This is a genomic window from Brachybacterium ginsengisoli, assembly GCF_002407065.1.
GTDB classification, from domain to species: Bacteria; Actinomycetota; Actinomycetes; order Actinomycetales; family Dermabacteraceae; genus Brachybacterium; species Brachybacterium ginsengisoli.
Genome location: NZ_CP023564.1, coordinates 960,231 through 980,692 on the forward strand (window position 1 = coordinate 960,231; position 20,462 = coordinate 980,692).

Annotated in this window: 17 protein-coding genes; 4 read left to right on the forward strand and 13 right to left on the reverse strand. The window is 71.8% G+C overall.

Going from position 1 to position 20,462, the window contains the following annotated elements; genetic code table 11:
* Nucleotides 1-282 precede the first annotated feature (282 nt).
* From CFK41_RS04160 to CFK41_RS04185, 6 genes are all read right to left on the reverse strand, one after another.
* Nucleotides 283-1,677: an acyltransferase family protein gene (locus tag CFK41_RS04160; RefSeq protein WP_174705957.1), complete on the reverse strand. Its 1,395-nt coding sequence runs from the start codon at nucleotides 1,675-1,677 to the stop codon at nucleotides 283-285.
* Nucleotides 1,678-1,801: 124 nt separating this feature from the next.
* Nucleotides 1,802-2,473, reverse strand: coding sequence for a response regulator (locus tag CFK41_RS04165; RefSeq protein WP_096798534.1), 672 nt, complete (start codon nucleotides 2,471-2,473; stop codon nucleotides 1,802-1,804).
* Nucleotides 2,470-3,690: a sensor histidine kinase gene (locus tag CFK41_RS04170; protein WP_096798535.1), complete on the reverse strand. Its 1,221-nt coding sequence runs from the start codon at nucleotides 3,688-3,690 to the stop codon at nucleotides 2,470-2,472. Before CFK41_RS04170 ends, CFK41_RS04165 begins: the two co-directional genes overlap by 4 nt.
* Nucleotides 3,691-3,811: 121 nt before the next feature.
* Complete coding sequence (locus CFK41_RS04175) at nucleotides 3,812-4,738, reverse strand: carbohydrate ABC transporter permease (RefSeq protein WP_096798536.1); 927 nt, start codon at nucleotides 4,736-4,738, stop codon at nucleotides 3,812-3,814.
* The gene (locus tag CFK41_RS04180; protein WP_096798537.1) at nucleotides 4,735-5,691 is read right to left on the reverse strand and encodes a carbohydrate ABC transporter permease; all 957 of its coding nucleotides are present in this window, start codon (nucleotides 5,689-5,691) and stop codon (nucleotides 4,735-4,737) included. Before CFK41_RS04180 ends, CFK41_RS04175 begins: the two co-directional genes overlap by 4 nt.
* 34 nt (nucleotides 5,692-5,725) lie before the next feature.
* The gene (locus tag CFK41_RS04185; protein WP_096798538.1) at nucleotides 5,726-7,009 is read right to left on the reverse strand and encodes an ABC transporter substrate-binding protein; all 1,284 of its coding nucleotides are present in this window, start codon (nucleotides 7,007-7,009) and stop codon (nucleotides 5,726-5,728) included.
* Nucleotides 7,010-7,107: 98 nt separating this feature from the next.
* On the opposite strand from CFK41_RS04185, the gene CFK41_RS04190 reads away from it, so the two are divergent.
* A complete protein-coding gene (locus CFK41_RS04190; protein WP_151904669.1) occupies nucleotides 7,108-8,364 on the forward strand; it encodes an ROK family protein in 1,257 nt (418 codons plus the stop codon).
* Nucleotides 8,361-9,458 carry a Gfo/Idh/MocA family protein gene (locus tag CFK41_RS04195; RefSeq protein ID WP_096798539.1) on the forward strand — a complete coding sequence of 366 codons (1,098 nt, stop codon included), beginning with the start codon at nucleotides 8,361-8,363 and terminating at the stop codon, nucleotides 9,456-9,458. Before CFK41_RS04190 ends, CFK41_RS04195 begins: the two co-directional genes overlap by 4 nt.
* A 142-nt stretch (nucleotides 9,459-9,600) precedes the next feature.
* Here the strand turns inward: CFK41_RS04195 and CFK41_RS04200 are convergent, their stop codons facing one another.
* The 6 genes from CFK41_RS04200 to CFK41_RS04225 all read right to left on the reverse strand — a co-directional run bounded on the left by CFK41_RS04200 (nucleotide 9,601) and on the right by CFK41_RS04225 (nucleotide 15,843).
* Nucleotides 9,601-10,518, reverse strand: a complete 918-nt coding sequence (locus CFK41_RS04200) for a glycine betaine ABC transporter substrate-binding protein (RefSeq protein WP_096798540.1) — start codon at nucleotides 10,516-10,518, stop codon at nucleotides 9,601-9,603.
* A gap of 43 nt (nucleotides 10,519-10,561) precedes the next feature.
* The gene (locus tag CFK41_RS04205) at nucleotides 10,562-11,470 is read right to left on the reverse strand and encodes an ABC transporter permease (protein ID WP_096798541.1); all 909 of its coding nucleotides are present in this window, start codon (nucleotides 11,468-11,470) and stop codon (nucleotides 10,562-10,564) included.
* Entirely contained in the window at nucleotides 11,467-12,798 is a 1,332-nt protein-coding gene (locus CFK41_RS04210; RefSeq protein WP_096798542.1) for a quaternary amine ABC transporter ATP-binding protein, read from the reverse strand. The genes CFK41_RS04205 and CFK41_RS04210 overlap by 4 nt, the downstream gene beginning before the upstream one ends.
* Before the next feature lie 412 nt (nucleotides 12,799-13,210).
* Nucleotides 13,211-13,960 (reverse strand): dienelactone hydrolase family protein, encoded by a 750-nt coding sequence (locus CFK41_RS04215; protein ID WP_096798543.1) that lies wholly within the window; start codon nucleotides 13,958-13,960, stop codon nucleotides 13,211-13,213.
* A 62-nt stretch (nucleotides 13,961-14,022) separates the two neighbouring features.
* Nucleotides 14,023-15,288 carry a calcium:proton antiporter gene (locus tag CFK41_RS04220; RefSeq protein ID WP_096798544.1) on the reverse strand — a complete coding sequence of 422 codons (1,266 nt, stop codon included), beginning with the start codon at nucleotides 15,286-15,288 and terminating at the stop codon, nucleotides 14,023-14,025.
* Between the two features lie 291 nt (nucleotides 15,289-15,579).
* Complete coding sequence (locus CFK41_RS04225; protein ID WP_096798545.1) at nucleotides 15,580-15,843, reverse strand: hypothetical protein; 264 nt, start codon at nucleotides 15,841-15,843, stop codon at nucleotides 15,580-15,582.
* A gap of 151 nt (nucleotides 15,844-15,994) precedes the next feature.
* Here CFK41_RS04225 and CFK41_RS04230 point away from each other — a divergent pair, with 151 nt between their 5' ends.
* Entirely contained in the window at nucleotides 15,995-17,470 is a 1,476-nt protein-coding gene (locus tag CFK41_RS04230; RefSeq protein WP_096798546.1) for a SulP family inorganic anion transporter, read from the forward strand.
* 78 nt (nucleotides 17,471-17,548) lie between these two features.
* The gene (locus CFK41_RS04235; protein WP_169928785.1) at nucleotides 17,549-18,370 is read left to right on the forward strand and encodes a class I SAM-dependent methyltransferase; all 822 of its coding nucleotides are present in this window, start codon (nucleotides 17,549-17,551) and stop codon (nucleotides 18,368-18,370) included.
* 16 nt (nucleotides 18,371-18,386) lie between these two features.
* Here the strand turns inward: CFK41_RS04235 and CFK41_RS04240 are convergent, their stop codons facing one another.
* Complete coding sequence (locus CFK41_RS04240; RefSeq protein ID WP_096798548.1) at nucleotides 18,387-20,426, reverse strand: prolyl oligopeptidase family serine peptidase; 2,040 nt, start codon at nucleotides 20,424-20,426, stop codon at nucleotides 18,387-18,389.
* Nucleotides 20,427-20,462: the final 36 nt, after the last annotated feature.

Sequence of the window (20,462 nt, forward strand, 5' to 3'; positions counted from 1 at the left end):
CTGTCCGCTGACCTCGGGGGCCGTCGAGACGCACCCGATCCGGCGGCCGGCTCCGACGGGAGCAGGGCACCGGCGTCACCGGTGCCCTGCGGGAGACGGACGTCGCCGTCCTGCGGATCCCCGCCCGCTCAGAGGACGAGCAACAGGATGATGATGATCAGCAGAAGGGTCGTGAGACTGATCGGAAGTACGGCCTTGCGCATGAGCGGCTCCTTCGGTCGCCTATCCCGCGGGGTCTCCGACGGGGTTCAACACCGTAGGGGACGGTCTCGGGCAAGCGGATCAGATGGCTGTGGAGAGTCGCATCGGTGCAGGTCCCCGTCGCCATACCGGGCGGTCGAGCAGTGTCGCCAGAGTCCGTCGCAGGGCGATCAGGATCAGCACCACCGCGCCGAGGGCCGTCACGGGCCAGGTGCCCGCCAGGAGCAGCAACAGCACCGCCGCCACGCCCAGCACCACCCCGAGCCGGGCCTCGCGGGGTCGGGTGGTGAGCGCCGGAGGCCTCCTGGCCTCGATCCCGCCCAGCACGGTCGCGACGCCGAGCGTGAGGAGCAGCGAGAGAGCCAGCCAGGAGGGCCGGGACAGCCACCACAGGATGCTCGAGGGCTCGGGGAGGGGGATCGGACCGAGCAGGGCGAGCTGCGCCGACGCTCCCGCCATCACCAGCAGCACCGGCAGGTTCCACAGGTAGATCGTCATCGTGCGGGCCGTGACGAATCCGGTCAGGGCGGCGATGCGCGGCCGCTCGGCGAGAGCACGGAGCCGGGTGCGCACCAGCGTGAGCAGCATCGTCTGCGCCACGCCGACCAGCAGCAGCGCCGTGGTCGGCGGGTTCAGGTGCGCGATGAGATCGGGCGAGCAGATCCCCAGCAGCATCCCGAGCGCGAGCAGTCCGGCGGCCCCGGCGCCGATCCCGATCCGCCACCGCGCCGAGAGGCGGTCCAGGTGGCCGTCGGCCAGGAGGAACCCGAGCTGCTGCAGGGCGAGCCACACGAAGGCGAGGTTCGCATACCCGATCGCGTCGACCCCGGTGACCAGCCGCAGCAGGTCCACCGCCACCGCACCGGCCGCGAGACCGGCGAAGCTGCGCAGCGGTGCCCGCTCGTGGAGCCCGGCCATGGTGGGCAGCATCGCCTGGACCGCCAGGAACACCCCGAGGAACCACAGCGGCTGGCCGTACCGCAGGCTGATCTCCGCCATCAGCTCGCCAGGGACCCCGGCGGCCATCAGCGCCAGGAACCCGACCCCCACGGCGCCGATCGTCGCGAGAGCGGGGACCAGGAGACGGTGCACGCGCCCGGCCACGAACTCGGCCGCGGTGCGGCCGGCGGCCCGGGACCGACGATGGGCGAGCACGCCCGCGAACCCCGCGATCATGAAGAACAGCGGCAGCACCTGCAGCACCCAGGTGAGCGGGGCGTACCAGGCGGCGCCGCGGGTCGCGTACTCGAGCACGCCCTGACCGCCGTCCACCGTGACCCCGACCTGCAGTCCATGGATCAGCAGCACGGCGATCACGCACAGCGCCCGGGCCAGGTCGATCCCGGCATCCCGTGCCCCGGAGGCGGCGGAAGGGCGCGGGCTTCCCGACGGGGGAGCCGAGCGGACCTGCGGGGCGCGCGGCGGGTCGAGCCGCGGCGCACCGGGGCGGGGGAGCGGGGTGTCGATGGCGGTCATGGGGGTCCTCCTCGGGTGGTCCCGAGGAGGTTAGGAGGACGGCGCCCACCGGCACGTCACCCGTGAGGGCGAACCGCCGTCGCCCGGAGGGGCGACCTCGGGACCTCCGGGGTCACCCGGCCGCTCAGGACGCAGGCTCGACCAGGCCGTTGTCGAAGGCGAAGATCACGGCCTGCACCCGGTCCCGGGCGCCGATCTTCGCCAGCAGACGACCCACGTGGGTCTTCACCGTGTGGTCGGAGATGAACAGCTCGTCGCCGATCTCCCGGTTCGAGAACCCGCGGCCCAGCAGCACCAGCACCTCGCGCTCGCGCTCGGTGAGGCGGGCGATCTCGGCGGACGCCCGGGCGGGCCGCGGCTTCGAGGCGGTGAACTGCGAGATCATCCGGCGCGTGATCCCGGGGGACAGCAGCGCATCACCCTCGGCGACCACCTCCACGGCATGGACGAGCTCCTCGGCGGAGGCGTCCTTGAGCAGGAACCCGCTGGCCCCGGCCTCGAGCGCGGCATAGACGTAGTCGTCGATGTCGAAGGTGGTGAGCATGAGGACCTTGGGCACCTTCGCGGCCGGGAAGGCGGGGCTGTGCAGGCGCCGCGTCGCCTCGATGCCGTCCATCTCCGGCATCCGCACATCCATCAGCACCACATCCGGCCCCAGCCGGGCCGACTGCGCGACGGCCTCCGCGCCCGAGACCGCCTGACCGACCACGCGGATGCCCTCCTGCGCGTCCAGCAGCGCGGCGAAGCCGGCACGGATCATCGCCGCATCGTCGGCGATGAGCACGGAGATCGTCATGAGGAGCCCTCCTGGGCGGTTAGCGGCAGCATCGCGGTCACGGTCCAGCCGCCGTCGGCCTCGGGACCCGCCAGCAGGCTGCCGCCGAGCAGCGTGACCCGCTCCTGCATCCCGCGCAGCCCGTGACCGGATCCGGTGATCGCCGCGGCGGCGCCCCCGGCTGTCGCGTCCCGGGTCGCGCTGCCATTGTGCACCCGCAGCACGAGCACGTCCTCCGTGGGAGCGATCTCCACCTCGAGCGCGGCACCGGGCGCATGGCGCACCGCGTTGCTCAGCGCCTCCTGCGTGATGCGGAAGGCGGCGACCTGCAGGGAGGGGCTCGGCTCCGGGGAGGGGGCGTCGAAGTGCAGGCTCACCTCGGCTCCTGCCCGTCGGGCGCCCTCCACCAGCTCCGGGATGTCGGCGATCCCCTGCTGCGGGGTGAGCTCGGGGACGTGGTCCTCCGTGCGCAGCACCCCCAGCAGCCGGCGCATCTCCAGCAGCGATCCCCGCGCCGTCTCGGCGATCTCCTCGAACTCGGAGGTGGCGGCCTCCGGCAGCTCCGGGATGCGATATCGGGCGGTCGAGGCCTGCACCTGGATCAGCGAGGTGGTGTGCGCGATGACGTCGTGCAGCTCGCGGGCGATCCGGGTGCGCTCCTCGACCAGCAGACGGCGCTCCTGCTCCGCCGCCGAGTGCGCCCGCTCGCGCGTGAGCTCCTCGCCCACCCGGATCCGGCCCGCCAGGAGAGAGCCCACGATGAGCGCGGACCCCGTCAGGGACGTCGTGACCAGGAGGTCCACACCCGCGGTGCCGGTCACGGCGGTCGTCGGCAGGACGGCCGAGAGCACCAGCGGACCGGCCGTGCCCACCGCCCACGAGGCGAGTCCCAGGCGCCAGCCGTGCCGGGTGGTGGTCACGAGCAGGAACAGGACGAAGGCGATCATCGCCGGCACGGACCACGGCCAGGGCCAGGAGGGCTCGCGCTCCGCTCCGGCGAACAGGGGGAGCGCGATCGCGGCGAGGCCGAAGACCACCAGCGCCGCACGAGGACGGTCGATGGCCAGCAGCGGCGCCCCGCACAGCAGCGCCCCGAGCGGGAGCGCGATGGTCACCGGGGTGCGGTAGCCCGCGGAATGGATCGCGACCAGCACGGTGAACAGGGCGATCGTCGCCACCAGGAGGGCGATGAGCATCCAGGGGCGCAGGGCGCGGTGGGGCGCGGAGTCGGTGGTCACCCGTCGATCCTAGGAACCACGGCGAGCGGGTGCATCCACCGCAGGAGGGGTCCGCGTAGTCCCAGCGAGGGATCTGCCCCCGGCCGCCGGTATCGGGCGGCCGGGGGCGGATCCGGGGTCATCACTTCACCGCGCCCTGGGTGAGCCCGGCGATCACCCACTTCTGGGTGAGGACGTAGACCACGATCGCCGGGGCCATCGCCATCAGGTACGAGGCGAAGGCGATGTTGTAGTTGTTGCTGAACTGGTCCTGGAACATCTGCTGCAGCACGGGGAGCGTCTGCAGCTCGGGGTTCGTGGTGATGAGGTTCGGCATCATGAAGTCGTTCCACGAGCCCAGGAAGGCGAAGATCCCCACCGTCGCGGACATCGGCGCCAGCAGCGGGACGATCAGCCGCACGAACACCTGCCAGGTGCTCGCGCCGTCCACCCGCATCGACTCCTCGAGCGAGAGCGGGATCGAGCGCAGGAACGCCGTGAACAGCAGCGTGTTGAACGCGAGCGCGAACACGATGTGCAGGATCGCCACCCCGAGCGGGTTGTCGAGCCCCACCAGACCCGTGAGCTTCACCTGCGGCAGGGCCACCACCGGGAACGGGATGAACATCGCCGCGAGCAGGTAGAAGAAGGACCAGCGGAACAGCCGACGGTCCCAGTTGCGCACGATCGCGAACGCTGCCAGCGAGGAGATCAGGATCTCGCCCGCCACGGCGACCGCCGTGATGAGAGCGGAGATCGCCAGACCGCGCGGGAAGTTGGTCAGCTGCCAGGCCTCGCGGAAGCCCTCGATCGAGAAGGGCGCGGGCAGGGTGAACGCGGAGCCGTCGACGGCCTGCGCGGTCGTCTTCAGCGACATGTTCACGGTCACCAGCAGCGGGATCAGCACGGCGAGCGAGCACACGATGAGTATCACGGTGAGCGGCCAGTTGTAGCGGTCGGTGCCGACGCCCTTGCGTCGTCCGCGGCGTCGTGCGCCGGGCGTCGGGGTCGACGGATCTCCGGCGGAGGACCGGCCGGCGGGCGGGGTGGAGGTCTGGGTGGTGCTCATGCTCCGAAACTCGCTTTCCCGGCGGTGAGCCGCAGCTGGAGGCCGGCGAGGATCACGGTGATCAGGAAGAACACCGCGGCGTTCGCCATCTGGTAGCCGTAGTCGCCGCCGCCGAAGCCCTTGAAGATCGACATCGCGATGGAGGTGGTGGCGGTGCCCGGGCCGCCGTCGGTGAGGCCCACGATCACGTCGTAGGCGTTGAGGAAGCCCTTGAATCCCAGGATCGTGTTGATGAGGATGAAGCCCGAGACCATCGGCAGGGTGATGCGCAGCAGGCGCTGCCACGCGCTGGCGCCGTCGATCGAGGCCGCCTCGTACAGCTCGGTCGGGATCGTCACCAGACCGGCGATGTAGATGAGCATCGCGCCGGGGATCGAGGACCAGGCGGTCACGATCACGATGCCGAGCCAGGCGAGGTTCTCGTTGGCCAGGATCGGCTCGGCGAGCACGTCGATGCCCAGGGCGGCGCCCAGGGCGGGCAGCGAGTTCGAGAACAGGAACTTGAACACGAACGCGATGATGATGCCCGAGATGACCATGGGGATCACGAAGATGGTGCGCAGCGCCGTCTGGAAGCGGATCCTCGAGGTCAGCATGACCGCGAGCGCGAAGGCGATGACGTTGACCGCGATCACCGTGATCAGGGCGAAGCCCAGCGTGAACAGGTACGCGCTGAGGATGTTCGGGTCCTGGAACAGCGCGATGTAGTTCCGCAGCCCGATGAACTCGTAGTCGCCGAAGCCGAGGGAGTTCGTGAAGCTGTAGTAGAAGCCGATGATGGCCGGAAGCGTGATCGCCAGGGTGAAGACCGCCAGGGCCGGGAAGAGGAAGAGGTAGTAGATCGGGTCCACCCGGCGCCGCGATCGGCTCTGCACGGGGGCGGGGGAGGACTGCGGGCGGGTGTCCGGCCCGCTCTCGCTGATCCTCGGGGCGGGTGATGTCTGCGCTGACATGGGAGTGTCCTTGGGGTCGACGGCGGGAGACCGCTCAGGCGCGGTACGCGAGCCGGGCGAAGTCGGAATCGAGCTGGGTGAGGATCGGCTCGGGATCCGCGCCGAACACGATCGACTGGAGGTAGTTCCCGAAGGGGATCGTGGGCGGTATGAACTGTGAGGCGCCCATGTAGAACTTCCCCTCGTCGTAGAAGGGCTGCATCTCCGAGATCCGCGGATCCTTCACCTCGGGGGCGTCGTCCGTGGTGGAGAACGCGAGAGCCAGCTCGTTGTAGGGGAACTGGATCTCCGGGAGCATCAGATGCTGGAGGAACGCCCGGGCGCCCTCCTTCTGGTCGGCCTGCTCGGGGATCCACAGGGAGAGGTCGATGTTCACGCGGATCTTGAGGTCCGCGGGATCGTCGGTCACCGGCAGCGGGAAGGACCCCAGCTCGACGTCGGTGGCGGCCTTCTCGATCTCCACCAGGGCCCACGGTCCCTGGAGGTACATGGCGGCCTTGCCCTGCGCCATCGCCGTGTTCCCGTCGCCGTACGCGCGGCTGTTCGCGTCGTCGTTGAAGTACGGCAGCAGCTCGAGCATCTGCTGGACCGGCTCGAGGAGCGTCTTCTGGAAGGACACCGCCGAATCGGGGCCGACGTCCTCGCCGATCTCGTTGAGCTGGGCGAAGAAGTCCCGCACGTCGACCCGGCCGCCGATGACGTAGTCGAACAGCCCCTGGGTGAGCGTCCACAGCTCCGTGAACGTGCCGTAGAACGGCGTGATGTCGGCGGCGAGCAGGTCGTCGCAGACAGAGAGCAGCTCGTCCCAGGTGGTGGGGACCTCCAGCCCGTTGTCCGCGAAGATCTGCTTGTTGTAGATGACGGAGGAGGCGGCGACCGAGTAGGGGATCACGCTGGTGCGGCCCTCGTAGCCGGGATACCACTCCACCAGGTCCAGCACGTCGGCGCGGACCATGCCCGCCTCGGGGAGGTCCGAGAGGTCCGACAGGGCACCGCGGGCCATGAAGCGGTTCATGTCGAGGTTGTAGTTCTGCAGGGCGAGGTCCGGCGGGTTGGCGCGCACGAAGCCGGCCTGCAGGTTGGTCGCCACGTCGTGGATGTAGGTGAAGTCCGACTGCTCGGCGTTGAAGTCGGCGACGAGCTCGCGGAAGTGCTCGATCACCTCGCGCTTGGACTGGTAGAAGGTCACGCGGGGGCGGCCGGAGCCGCTGCAGCCGCTCAGACCTCCCAGGGCCAGGGCGCCGGCGGCGCCGGCGGTGAGCAGGGAGCGGCGGCTGGGCGGGCCCGGCCGGCCGACGGTGGGGTCAGTGGGTGACAACGGCGTCTCCTCGGCATCGCAACGGTTTATTCAGTTGCTAGATTTAATGCGTGGCGAAAGTATGCTGTGCGCCACACACCGCGTCAAGGAGGAGCCCGATGGTCGTGTCGACGAGCGTGCTGCGACGCCTGAACATCCAGGCGCTCCTCCGGCACGCCCTCGCCGTCGAGACCTTCACCGCCGCCGAGGCCATGGAGGCAACCGGCCTCGCCCGGGCAACCGTCCTGGGCCTGTGCGACGAGCTGATCGGCGCGGGCTGGCTCGAGGAGATCGAGGACAGCCGCGCCGCCGGGCTCACCACGCGCGGCCGCCCCGCCCGACGCCACCGGCTGCGCCACGACGCCGGCATCCTGGTCGGCGTCGACGCAGGCCGCCGCGGCTACACCGCCCGCGCCGCCGACCTCCACGGCGCCACCCTCGCCACCGCCCACCGCGAGCACGATCCGGACACGGTGGACCGCGCCCAGCGCATCGCCACCGTGAGCGCCCTCGTCGACGAGGTGCTCGCCGGCAGCGACGCCGTCGGCCCGCCGCTGCTCACCGTGGTGGGGATCCCCGCCCCCGTGGACGCCCACGGCGTCTCCCCGGTGGACGTCAGCGCCTTCTGGCATCTCATGAACCCCGGCTTCGACGAGCACCTCGAGGGCACCGTCCTGGTCGAGAACGACGCGAACCTCACCGCGCTCGCCGAGCTCGCCCGGCACCCGGAGCAGAACCTGGCGGTGCTGCTGGTCGGGGAGCGGATCGGCGCCGGCCTGGTGGTGGACGGGAAGCTGCTCCACGGAGCACGCGGCGGCGCCGGCGAGATGCGCTTCCTCGACGCCATCCTCCAGGACGACCTCGGCGCCGAGGGCGTCGGCTCCCTGGCCCGGCGCTGGACCCTCGAGGAGCTGGCCTCCGGCGCCGACTCGACCGCGCTCGCCGCGATCCCCGCCGAGCAGCTCACCGCTGTCGACGTGTTCGCCGCGGCGGCCGCCGGCGACGAGGTGGCCCGCCGGGTGCTCGACCGCATCGGGGAGCGCATCGCACGGATCGCGGCGATCCTCGTGAGCCTGCTCGGCATCGAGCGGATCGTCGTCGCGGGCGCCGTCTCCGACGCGATCGGGCCCGTGCTCGCCCACACCAGCGAGGTGCTGACCGAGATCTCCCGCGCCCCGTTCCCGGAGATCGTCGCGAGCACGCTGGGTCGCGAGGTGGTCGTCACCGGCGCGATCGAGCTCGCACTGTCCCGCCTGCGCTCCGCACCCCTGGACGTGCTCAGAACCTCCCCCGGCCCGGCCGAGGGGACAGATCGTGCAGGGTCGGAACCGCCGACGCCTGCACAGACCCACCCACGAGAGGACCCCGCACCATGACCTCAGCAGCCCCGCAGGACGCCCAGCCCCGACTGCGCGCCGGAGTGATCGGCCTGGGCTGGGCCGGCCAGCAGCACGTGGCCGCCTATGCCGCCGACCCCACCGTCGACCTCGTCGCGCTCTCGGCGATGGAGGAGCACCTGCTGGAGCAGTTCGGCGAGCAGCACCAGGTGCCCGGCCGCTACCAGGACTGGAAGCAGATGATCGCCGAGGCCGAGCTCGACATCGTCTCGATCGCGACGCCCACCTTCCTCCACGAGCCGATGGCGATCCACGCCCTCGGAGCGGGCGTCAACGTCATCACCGAGAAGCCCATGGCCCAGGACGGCGAAGCGGCCGGCCGCATGGTCGAGGCCGCCCGAAAGGCCGGGCGCGTGCTGGACGTGTCCTTCAACCACCGCCGTCGCGGGGACGTCGCCGCCCTCAAGACCGTGGTCGACTCCGGCGTGCTGGGCAAGCTCTACTACGCCAAGACCGGCTGGATCCGCCGCCAGGGCATCCCGGGCCTGGGCACCTGGTTCACCAAGGCGCAGAGCTCCGGCGGCGGCGCGATGATGGACATCGGCATCCACATGCTCGACATGACCCTGCACCTGATGGGCGAGCCCGAGGTCACCGCCGCCTCCGCCTCCACGCATGCCGAGTTCGGCCCGCTGGGCCGCGGCGGCTCCGGCTTCGGCATCTCCCAGGTCGAGGAAGGCGCGCCCTTCGAGGTCGAGGACCTCGCCACCGCGTTCCTGCGCCTCGACGGCGGCGGCACGCTGCTGCTCGAGTCCAGCTGGGCCCAGTGGATCCCGAACGATCTCTGCTACGTCACCCTCTACGGGGCCGACGGCGGCGCCACGATCGAGTGGGGCGCCCCGACCGGACCGAAGATCACCGTGTGGACCGAGGTCGCCGGGATCCCCGCCGAGCTGCATCCCGCGGTGGGCGAGGACGGCCACCACGCCGCGGCCGTCGCCGACTTCGTGGCGAAGGTGCGCTCCGGCGACGTCACCGAGCACGACGGTTCGCTGCCGCACCGCCGTGCCCGCGTGATCGACGCCTGCTACGCCTCGGCGAAGGCCGGTACCGAGGTCGCCGTTCAGGCCTGATCGCCCGCAGACGACAGGACGGGCCGACCGCGACGATGTCGCAGCCGGCCCGTCCTGTCGTGCGGGGAGTCCTGTCGTGCGGGGGTTCCTCCGTGCGGGGAACCCGTCCCCGCCGGGACCTCAGCTCATCCTCGCAGGGAGGTCACTCGCCCTCGACGGCGGGGAGGACGTCGGGGTTCTCCTCGAGCCACTTCTCCACGCCCTCGGCCTCCTTGTCCGTGTAGTCGTTGACCACGAGGTCCTCGAGCGAGCCGTACTGCTCGTCGTCCAGCGCGATGCCGCTGATGAACTCCGCGGCATCCGCGAAGTCCTCGGAGAAGCCGGGGCGTGCCAGGAAGTGCAGCCCCTCGGTCTCACCCATCGCCCCCTCGGGATCCTCGAGGTCCTTCACGGCGAAGGTCGAGTTGGCCCAGAACGGACGCCACAGGGTGACCACGATGTCGGTCTCCGCCTCGGTGGCCTTCTTCAGCTCGGAGAGCATCGCGGCCGTCGAGGAGGTCACCAGCTCGTACTCGCCGTCGAGCTCGTAGGCGGGCATCATCGAGTCCTGGGTGACGCCGGTGAGGCCGGCGCCGGGCTCGATGCCGTAGATCTTCCCGCCGAACATGTCGGCGTTGCCCTTGAGGTCGGCGATCGAGGTGATGTCGGTGTACTCCGGCACCGCGATCGTGAGCACCGCGTTCTTGTAGTAGGTGGCGAGGTCCTCGATGTCCTCGCCGTACTCGGCCATGTACTTCTCGTGGGTGACCTCCGGCCAGGCCGACGGGTAGATGTCGATGTCGCCCGAGGCCAGGGCCGAGTACAGCGCCGCGGGCTGCTCGATCTCCTGGTGCTCGACCGTGTAGCCCATCGTCTCCAGACGGTTCTGGAGCAGGTAGGCGGTGCTCAGCCCGTCGGTCCAGGAGGGGACGTAGCCGAGGGTGATGGTCCCGCCGCCGGAGCCGCTGCCGCCGTCGGAGCCGCAGGCCGCGAGGCCGAGGCCGGCCAGGCCGACACCGCCCAGGAGGGCGGAGCGCCGGGTGAGGGGTCGGGTGATCAGGGGAGTGCGTCGCACGGTCATGTCGATCGTCCTTTCGGTGGTGGGTGGATCAGGGTCGGGAGGGTCAGGCGCCCGCGGCGGCGCGACGGGCGCGGGCCCGTGCGATGACGTTCAGCAGGGAGCCGGTGCGGTCGCCGGGATCGCCGAGGGCGGCGGTGAGGCGGTCCAGGAAGACGGCCAGGAAGACCACCGAGAGCCCGGCTTCGACGCCGAGGGGCAGGTCGAGGGTCGAGATGCCTGCCACGACCTCCTTGCCGAGGCCCGGGGCGCCCACCATGCCGGCGATGACACCCATGGACAGCGCCAGCATGATCACCTGGTTGATGCCGGCCATGATGGTCGGCACCGCCAGGGGCAGCTGGATGCCGCTCAGGATCTGCCAGGGGGTGGCGCCGAAGGCCTCGCCGGCCTCGACGGTCTCGGAATCCACCTGGCGGATCCCCAGCTCGGTCATGCGCACGCCCGGGGGCAGCGCGAAGATGATGGTCGAGACGATGCCCGGGACCACGCCGATCGAGAAGAACACGACCGTGGGTATCAGGTAGACGAAGGCGGGCATCGTCTGCATGAAGTCGAGGATCGGTCGCACGATGGCGCTGGCCACCCGGCTCCGGGCGGCGAGGATGCCGACGGGGATCGCGATCACGACGGCGATGACGGTGGCGACCAGCACCAGGGCGGTGGTCTCCATCATGTGCTCCCACTGGCCCATCGAGAGCACCACCAGGAACATCACGGCGGTGCCGAGGGCGAGCTTCCAGGAGCGCACGGCCCAGGCGACCAGCGCCAGGAGCACGATCATCACCAGGGCGGGAACGGCGGTGAGGCCGTCGGTGAGGCCTTCGGTCACGGTGGAGAAGACAACCTTGATCAGATCGAACAGTCCCGACGCGTTGTCGGTCAGCCAGTCGACGCCGTCCTTGACCCAGTCGCCGACGGGGAGCCGGGGGATGACGCTGTCCTCGGGGTTCATCGGGTCTCCTCTCCGTGCTGTCGGGTGTCGGTCGCGGCGTCGGACGGGCCCTCGGCGATCTGATCGTCGGTGCGGGCGGCCCCGGGGTCCGGGCCGTCCGGCTCCGGTCCGTCGGGCGGGGCCACGGCCGGGATCTCCCCGGTGCCGTTCCCGAGCGTCCCCGCGGCGGTCAGCAGCGTGACGCGGGGGATGACGCCCTGGAAACGGCCGTCGTCGTCGACCACCACCAGCGGGGTGATGTGCTGGGCGGAGAGGGCGAAGAGATCCGCGAGCGGGGTGTCATGGGCGACCACCGGCATCTCGAGGCGGGTGGAGAACGGCAGGTCGTCCCCGCCCGCGCGCACGGCTGCGGCGACATCGTCCTCCCACAGCACGCCGACGGGCTTCCGATCCCGGCCCAGCACCACCAGCCAGGGGTTCTGGGTCTCGCGCAGCAGCTTGTGCGCGGTGCGCGGTCCCTGCGCGGAGCCGAGGGTCTGGGGCGGCTGCTCCATGATCCCGGAGGCGGTGAGCACGCGGGAGCGGTCGACGTCCTGGATGAAGCGGGCCACGTAGTCGTTGGCGGGCTCGTTGAGGATCTCGTCCGAGGTGCCGACCTGCACGATCCGGCCGTCGCGCATCATCGCGATGCGGTCGCCGATGCGCATGGCCTCGTTGAGGTCGTGGGTGATGAACAGGACGGTCTTGTCCAGACGCTGCTGGAGGTCCACCAGCTGGTCCTGCATGTCGCGGCGGATCAGCGGGTCCAGGGCGGAGAACGCCTCGTCCATGAGCAGCACGTCGGTGCCGGCGGCGAGCGCCCGGGCCAGACCCACACGCTGCTGCATCCCGCCGGAGAGGTTGTCGGGGCGGTACCCGCCCCAGCCCTTCAGCCCCACCATCTCGAGGGCCTCGGTGGCCTTCTTCTCGCGGTCGGCGCGGTTCATGCCGCTGACCTCCAGCCCGTACGCCGCGTTCTCGCCGACGGTGCGGTGGGGGAGGAGGGCGAAGTGCTGGAAGACCATCGAGATCCGGCGCCGTCGCACGTCGCGGATCTTCGCGGGGCTCATCTCGGAGAGGACCTCGTCGCCGATGCGCAGCGTGCCGGAGGTGGCCGGGAGCAGACCGTTGACCATGCGGATCAGGGTGGACTTCCCGGAGCCGGACAGCCCCATCACCACGAAGATCTCGCCGGGGTCGACGCTGAAGCTGGCGTCGATCACGGCGGCCGTCAGACCGTCCTCTCGCAGCTCGTCCCGGGTGCGCCCCGTCCGGAGCGCCTCGACTCCTCGGGTGGGGCGGCGGCCGAAGACCTTGTACAGGCCTTCCGCGGTGATCACTGGCGGCACGGGGGCTCCTTCGATGGCGGACGAGTGGCGTGCACGCGGCGCGCGGAGCGGCTCTCGTCCCCCCGACGGGGCCCCTGGCGCGGTGCGTGGACTTCTCGAAGCGTAGGCCCCATGCCCGCTGGAAAGTGGCTGGGAACAGGGCATTCAGTCCGGATCAGCGCCCGGCGGCGGCCGATCGGCGGGGTCTGGCAGGGCGCGCGGAGGCGTCCGGATTCTCCGGTATGGCCTGGGATGACGGGGCGACGGGAGGGCGCTCTCCCTCAGAGGATCCGGCTGTCCGACAATCCGGAGATAACTATTCGGCAACGCCCCCGTGGCGGGTGTCGAAGCGCACGACGGGGCCCCGTCGGCAGACCGTGGAGCCAGGGCGGAGTCAGGGCGCGGGCGGGGCGTCGGTGGGGAGCGGGCGGGGTCAGCCGCGGCCGGGCAGGGTCTCGGCGAGGAAGCCGACGGTCTGCTGCCAGGCGGCTTCGGCGGCCTCGGCGTGATGGAGCCCCGGGTGGGGGTTGTCGAAGGCGTGGCCCGCTCCCTCGTGCAGGGAGAAGCGCACCTGCTCGCGGGTGCCCTCGGCGGTGACGGCCGCGCGGATCCGCTCGACCTCCTCGGACGGGATGAAGGCGTCGGCCGTGCCGAAGTGGTGCAGGCTCGGCACCTCCACCGCGGAGGCGCGATCCAGCAGCGAGGGCAATGCCGAGCCGTAGTAGCTCACCAGCACCGAGGGCGCCCGGCCCTCCTCGGCGGCCGACGCCGCGGCGGCGAACGCCAGCCCGCCGCCGTAGCAGTAGCCCAGCAGGCCCACCCGCTCCGAGTCCACGGCGCCGTGGGCGCGCAGGGCGCCGAGCGCGGCGATCGCGTCGGCCTCCGCGCGTTCCCACGGGAGGCTGCTCGTCAGCTCCATGCCCGCGCCGAGCCACGAGTCGAGGTCGTCCCACTCCTCGACCCCCACGAGCGGCGGGTCCAGGCGGGCGAACAGCTGGGGAGCGAGCACCGCGTAGCCCAGGGCGGAGAGATCCGCGCAGCGCTGCTGCAGGGACTCGGACAGGCCGAAGATCTCCTGCAGGACCACGAGGCCGGGGACCGGCTGCTCGAGGTTCTCGGGCAGCCAGAGCAGCCCGGGCAGGTCGCCGGCGTCGGTCGGGATGGGAAGCGTCGTCGCACTCACGCCGCGACCCTACCCCCGGGGGGGGGGCCAGGGCGTCCGTCAGGAGGAGAACAGCGCCAGTGTCAGGTGAACAGCGCCAGTGCGTAGATCCCGAACAGCATCAGATGCACTGCACCATGGAGGGCGGTGACTCGTGGTGCGGCGGCGGAGATCGCCGAGACCGCGAGCGTCAGCCCCAGCAGCAGGAGGTTCGCCGGCGACTCCGCCAGCACCACGGATCGGCCCGTGAGCAGACCGATCACCAGCACGGTGGGGATGGTCAGCGCCAGCGTCGAGACCAGCGCGCCGTGGCACAGGTTCACCACGCGCTGCATCTCGCCACCGAGGGCGGCGCGCACCGCGGTGAGCGACTCCGGGGTGAACACGATCATCGCGATCAGCGCCCCGCCGAGCGCCGCGGGCGCCCCGAGCCGGGCCAGTCCTTCGTCGAGCAGGCCGGCCATGTGATGCGAGAGCAGCACGATCGGCAGCACCGTCGCGATCAGCAGGGCGGACCGCAGCAGCAGCTCGGGCAGGTGCTCACGGGCCACCGCGCGGAGCTGCGCGGTCGACGAGGCGCCGGCGTCGGCCGACGTCCCGGCGGATGCCGAGGTCGGGGCGTCGGTCGAGGCGTCGGTCGGGGCGTCGGTCGGCCCGGCGGCCGCCGGTTCGGCCCCCGGGGCGGCAGGCACCGCGGTGAGGGGCGCAGGCTCCTGGAAGTCCGCCGCCTGGGCGCCGGTCTGGCGCCACAGGAAGACCCCGTAGAGCGCGACGGTCAGGCCGCCCACGATCAGCGCCTGCGCCGGGGAGTAGCTCCCGCCCTCGCCCAGCAGCGCCGGCATGGCGAGCGCGAGCGCGGCCAGCACCACCAGCATCACCAGGTAGGCGGAGGTGCCCACGCGCTGCACGGCCAGGGCGCCATGGCGCAGCCCGCCCACCAGCACGCTCAGCCCCAGGACCAGGTTCATGATGATCATCGACACCGCCATCACCGAGTCCCGGGCGATCGTCGTGTGATCGCCGGGCCCCAGCATCACCGCGGCGATCAGCACCACCTCGATCACCACGATGGACAGCGTGAGCACGAGCGTGCCGTAGGGGTCGCCGAGCCGGTGGGCGAGCGCCTCGGCCTGCTGCACCACCCCGCCGGCCGCCACCACGACGACGGCCACGATCCCGGCGAGCACCAGGGCGAGCACGGGGGAGGGCAGGTGCCCCTCGAGCAGCTGGGACGCGAGGGCGAGCAGTGCGACCGAGGCCCAGCCGAGCAGCAGCCGGCCGACGGCGCCTCGGGTGAGCACGGTGCGGGGGAGAGCCCTGCCGGTCAGGGCGGGGGAGCGGGATGTCATGGGTCGGTCCTCCGGTGAGGCCGTCCTCGTCGCGATCCCGCCGGCCGGGTCGTCCCGGCCGCGGCGCCCGCGATCACCGCGCGGCGCCCCTGCAGTCTACGAGCGGCGCCCGCGGCCGGCCAGCTCGTGGTGAGCGACCTGACCGCGGGCGATGACGGAGCAGAGGGGTCGCTCGTCGGTCCGGCCGCTGATGCGGAGCTGCAGGCCCTGGTCCCCGTCCGCGAAGGTGCCCGGGGCGACGTGGAGGTCGAGCAGCGGGCACGGGCCGGGCAGGGGGCGGGGTTGCGGGTCTCAGTGCTCGTGGCCGCGCGGAGCGGGATCGCCATGCTGCTGCCGATACAGATCGTCCTCCGCGTCCTCATCGCTCACCGAGTCCTTAGGGCTGCGGAACCCCAGCAGGATGCCGAGCACGGTGCCGACCGCGAAGCCGATCAGGGCCCCGATCCACAGGCTGTCGATCACCGCGAGGCCCAGACCGATCCCCACCACGAAGCCGAGCAGCATCCCGAAGGGCAGCCAGGTGGCGTCGAAGCGACGGGCGGCGGGTGAGCTCATGGGTCCTCTGTCCGATCGGGCACCCGCCGGAGCGCCGACGGGGGTGGGGACGCCAGCGTAGTCGCGCGGCGGGACCCGGAGCCTGTGATCCCCGGCCCCCGGGGACGGACCTCACCTCGTCCGGACGGTCCGCGCGGATAGCATTCCGGGCGTGACAGCGACCCCGACCTCCGCCGCGAGCCCCACCACCCTGCAGGCGCTGCGCAGCCCCCGCCTGCTGACCACCGAGGTGCTCGCCGGCGCGGTGACCACGCTCGCCCTGATCCCCGAGGTCATCTCCTTCTCGGTGATCGCCGGGGTGGACCCGAAGGTCAGCCTCGTCGCCTCCGTGGTGCTCGCGATCTCGATGACCTTCCTCGGAGGGCGCCCGGCGATGATCACGGCCGCGGCCGGGGCCGTGGCGCTCGTGGTCGCACCGCTCGTGCACACCCACGGCGCCGCCTACCTGCTGCCCACCGTGGTGCTCGCCGGCCTGATCCAGATCGCCTTCGGACTGGTGGGCCTCGCCCGGATCATGCGCTTCATCCCGCGCTCGGTGATGATCGGCTTCGTCAACGCGCTCGGCATCCTCATCTTCACCGCCCAGCTCCAGCACGTGCTCGACGTGCCCGCCGCGGTCTACCCGCTGTTCGCCCTCACCCTCGTGGTGGTGCTCGTGCTGCCGCGGTTCACGAAGGCCGTCCCGGCCCCGCTGGTCGCGATCGTGCTGGTCACCGCGATCGCGATGATCGCCCACCTCGCCGTCCCCACCGTCGGCGACCAGGGCGAGATCTCCGGCGGCCTCCCCGGCATCACCCCGCTCGAGGTGCCGCTGTCCCTCGAGACCCTGCAGCTCATCGCGCCCACCGCCCTCAGCGTCGCCTTCGTGGGCCTCATGGAGACGCTGCTGACCGCCAAGCTCGTGGACGACATCACCGACACCCGCTCGCCCAAGGGCCGCGAGTCCTGGGCGCTGGGGGTGGCGAACATCCTCGCCGGGTTCTGGGGAGGCATCGCCGGCTGCGCGATGATCGGCCAGACGGTGATGAACGTGAAGCTGGGCCGCGCGCGCACCCGGATCTCCACCCTGATCGCCGGAGTGCTGCTGCTGGTGCTCGTCACCGCGCTCTCCGACCTCATGGCGCAGATCCCGATGGCGGCGCTGGCCGCAGTGATGATGGTCGTCGCGGTGACCACCGTGGACTTCCACAGCGTGCGGCCCGCGACCCTGAAGCGGATGCCGTGGTCGGAGACCCTGGTCATGGTCACGACGGTGGTGGTCGTGGTGATCACCCACAACCTCGCCATCGGCGTCGCGGCCGGCGTGCTCCTGGCGATGGTGCTCTTCGCCCGCCGCGTCGCCCACGTCATCACGGTGCGGCGCTCCGAGGACGGCGCACGCTACACGGTCATCGGGCCGCTCTTCTTCGGCAGCAGCAACGACCTCGTCGAGCAGTTCTCCTACACCGAGGATCCGCCGCAGGTCACGGTCGACTTCTCCGCCGCCCAGATCTGGGACGCCTCCACCGTCGCCGTGCTCGACTCGGTGCAGACCAAGTACGCCGAGCAGGGCACCGAGGTGCGCTTCACCGGGCTCGACGAGCGCTCCTCGGGCTTCCACGGCCGTCTCACCGGGACGCTGAACTAGCGACCGGGCCCGCAGCACCAGCCAGGGTGCGAGATGGAAGACTGCCTCCTCAGAACACCGCTGCGAGGAGGCGACCGCGTGTCCACCCAACCCGACCATGACGCGAACATCCAGGCGTACTACTCCCTGGGCCACGAGGACGCCCGCCTGACCACCCGCTCCGTCGGAGGGCGCCTCGAGTACGAGCGCGTGCGCCGGATCGTCTCCGCGCATCTGGCCCCTGGTACCCGGGTGCTCGACGTCGGAGGCGGCACCGGGGTGCACAGCCGCTGGCTGGCCGAGGCGGGCCACGAGGTGACCCTGCTCGATCCCGTCGCCTCGCAGGTCGAGGTCGCGGCGGGGCACGGCGGGTTCGAGGCGCTCGTGGGCGACGCCCGGGATCTGCCGGTCCCGGACCGCTCGGCGGATGCGGTGCTCCTGTTCGGTCCGCTCTATCACCTGGTGAGCGTGGAGGACCGACGGGCGGCGCTCGACGAGGCCCGTCGTGCCCTGCGCCCCGGCGGCCTCGTCTTCGCCCAGGGCATCTCGCGCCTGACCGCTTTCGTGGACACCACGGTGGCCGGTGGGTACGACGCGCTGGAGCCGCCGGACCTCGAGATCCTGCGCACCGGCGAATGGACCTCCGCCGGGGAGGGCTTCCCCGGCGGGCACTTCCATACCGCCGCCGAGCTGCGCGAGGAGGTCGAGCGCTCAGGGTTCGAGGAGGTCGAGGTCCACGGCCTCGAGGGCCCGAACGTCGGGGCGCTCGAAGCGCTCGCGGCCGGAGACGAGCTGGTGCGGCTCGGGCTCGAACTCGTCGAGACCCTCGAGCAGCAGCTGGGAGCCGCCGGGCACAGCCCGGAGCTGCTGGCCGACTACAGCCCCCACATGATGGCCGTCGGCAGGGCGCCCCGCCGCTAGGCCCCGCGTCGCGGGATCACCAGGGCAGCACGTCCGGCACCGGCTCCGCGCCGAGCACGTGCTGGTCGCAGAAGGCGAGCACCGCCTGGTTCCAGGCCAGGGCGTTGGACGGCGTGAGCACCCAGTGGTTCTCGCTGGTGAGCTGCAGGAAGCGGTGCGGCATGTCCTCCGGCTCGCCCTGCCAGGAGGAGACCAGGTCCCACCACAGCCGCAGCGCCTCGCTGACCGGCACCCGGTAGTCGCGGTTGCCATGGGTGACCAGCATCGGCGTGGTGATCGCGTCGACCTCGTGGTGCGGGGAGAAGGCCCGGTACCAGTCCGGGTCCTCGTCCTCGTGGCGGTGCACGCGCATCTTCGAGGCGGCGGCGTCGGTGGTGCGGTGCTGCTGCGGCAGCGCCCACAGCCCGGCGTGCGTGACGATCGCGTCGAAGCGATCAGATCGGCCCGCGATCCAGTTGGTCATGAAGCCGCCGAAGGAGGCGCCCAGCAGCGCGGTGCGCGTGGCATCGAGCTCGGGGCGCTCCAGCTCCTGGTCCAGCAGCGTCTCGCACTCGCGGAAGACCACATCGGGGCGGCGCGGCCAGCCCCGGTTCAGCCCGGCGTCGCCGTAGCCGGTGGACATCGCCGGGTCCGGCATCAGCACCGCGTAGCCGCGCTCGACGGCGAGCCACGGGCACCAGCGCCAGCTCCACGCGTTGTAGGAGCCGTGCGGCCCGCCATGGATCCACAGCATCACCGGTGCCGGCTCCGCGCTCGAGGCGGAGGCGGGCAGGCACAGCCAGCCGCCGACGGGGACGCCGTCGACCTCGGTCTCCACCCACTCCAGGGTGCCGGGCAGCGCGCCGACGGTCCCCGGGGCGGGCAGCTCCGTCAGGGCACCGTCGGCCGAGATCCGCACCGGACGGGCCGGGGTGCCCACATCGTTGCGCAGCGCGAGGACCGCGCCCTCGGGGCCGACGGCCAGGGAGGAGAAGACGCCGCCGTCGACCAGGGTGCGGGTCTCCCCGGTGGTCGCGTCCAGCAGGAGGATCGCGCCGGAGGAGTGCAGGTCGCCGCCGACCAGCAGGGTGGAGGAGTCCACCCATTCCGCCTCGCCCAGGGTGAGGTCGCCGAGCTCGGCGACCACCGGTGCGCCGCCGTCCAGCGGGTGGATCTCCAGGCGGCTGTAGCTGGTGTCGCTCGGGGTGGAGAGCGTCGAGCGCACCAGGGCGAGGTGCGTTCCGTCGGGGGAGAAGGACGGGCTGCCGTGCTGTGCCTCGTCATCGGCCTCGAGGAAGGTGGTGCGCGCGCCGGTGGCGGTGTCGAGGAGCACCACGTCGGTGCGGGTCTCGCCGCCGCGCACCCGGCGGGTCCACGAGGTCGCGACGGTGGTGCCGTCGGGGGAGAGGTCCGCGGAGGCGGCATGCAGCGGCACGGTGCCCACTCCGGGCGTGAGGTCGGTGAGCTCGCCGTCCGGGGTGACCAGCACCAGGTGGCGCTCCGCGTCGCCGAGCTCATGGTCCCAGAGCCGGATCGGCATGCCGGTGTGCCAGATGGTGGTCTGCTTCGCGTCCTTGCGGGCGGTGCGGCGCTCGGCGTCGTCCTCGAGGGTGCCGCCGGGCAGCACCTCGGTGGCGGCCAGGAGCGTGCCGTCCTCGGCGACGCCGAGCAGGCTGAGGCCGCCCGGAGCGGCCGCGACCAGCTCCGCCTCGCCCGCGGCGGGCAGGCGCCAGATCGCCGAGCGGTCCTCGACGGAGCCGCCCTCGGGGTCCGGGCGGGAGGAGCTGAACAGCAGCGAGCCCTCGGGGGTGAAGCGCGGGCCGCTCTCGCCCTTCTCCGACCGGGTCAGCCGGCGCGCCGACTTCTCGCCGGCCGGATCGAGCTCCCACAGCGACGAGAGGAGCTTCGCCCCGGGGCCGTCGGCCTCCTGGATCGCCGCGACGACCCGACCTTCCCGGCTCGTGGCGACGGAGGCCAGGCGCGGGATGCGCAGGAAGCCGTCGATGTCGGTGAAGTCGGTGAAGTCGGTGAAACTCGTGGAAGGAGTGGGGGCGGTGGTCGCGTCGTCGGAAGTCACCCGCGCAACGCTACCGGGATGGCGAGGCCCGAGGGG

Coding starts and splice junctions, on each gene's coding strand:
- CFK41_RS04160 (WP_174705957.1), bottom strand. CDS start 1,677: ATGACCGCCATCGACACCCCGCTCCCCCGCCCCGGTGCGCCGCGGCTC.
- CFK41_RS04165 (WP_096798534.1), bottom strand. CDS start 2,473: ATGACGATCTCCGTGCTCATCGCCGACGATGCGGCGATGATCCGTGCC.
- CFK41_RS04175 (WP_096798536.1), bottom strand. CDS start 4,738: ATGAGCACCACCCAGACCTCCACCCCGCCCGCCGGCCGGTCCTCCGCC.
- CFK41_RS04180 (WP_096798537.1), bottom strand. CDS start 5,691: ATGTCAGCGCAGACATCACCCGCCCCGAGGATCAGCGAGAGCGGGCCG.
- CFK41_RS04190 (WP_151904669.1), top strand. CDS start 7,108: ATGGTCGTGTCGACGAGCGTGCTGCGACGCCTGAACATCCAGGCGCTC.
- CFK41_RS04195 (WP_096798539.1), top strand. CDS start 8,361: ATGACCTCAGCAGCCCCGCAGGACGCCCAGCCCCGACTGCGCGCCGGA.
- CFK41_RS04200 (WP_096798540.1), bottom strand. CDS start 10,518: ATGACCGTGCGACGCACTCCCCTGATCACCCGACCCCTCACCCGGCGC.
- CFK41_RS04205 (WP_096798541.1), bottom strand. CDS start 11,470: ATGAACCCCGAGGACAGCGTCATCCCCCGGCTCCCCGTCGGCGACTGG.
- CFK41_RS04220 (WP_096798544.1), bottom strand. CDS start 15,288: ATGACATCCCGCTCCCCCGCCCTGACCGGCAGGGCTCTCCCCCGCACC.
- CFK41_RS04225 (WP_096798545.1), bottom strand. CDS start 15,843: ATGAGCTCACCCGCCGCCCGTCGCTTCGACGCCACCTGGCTGCCCTTC.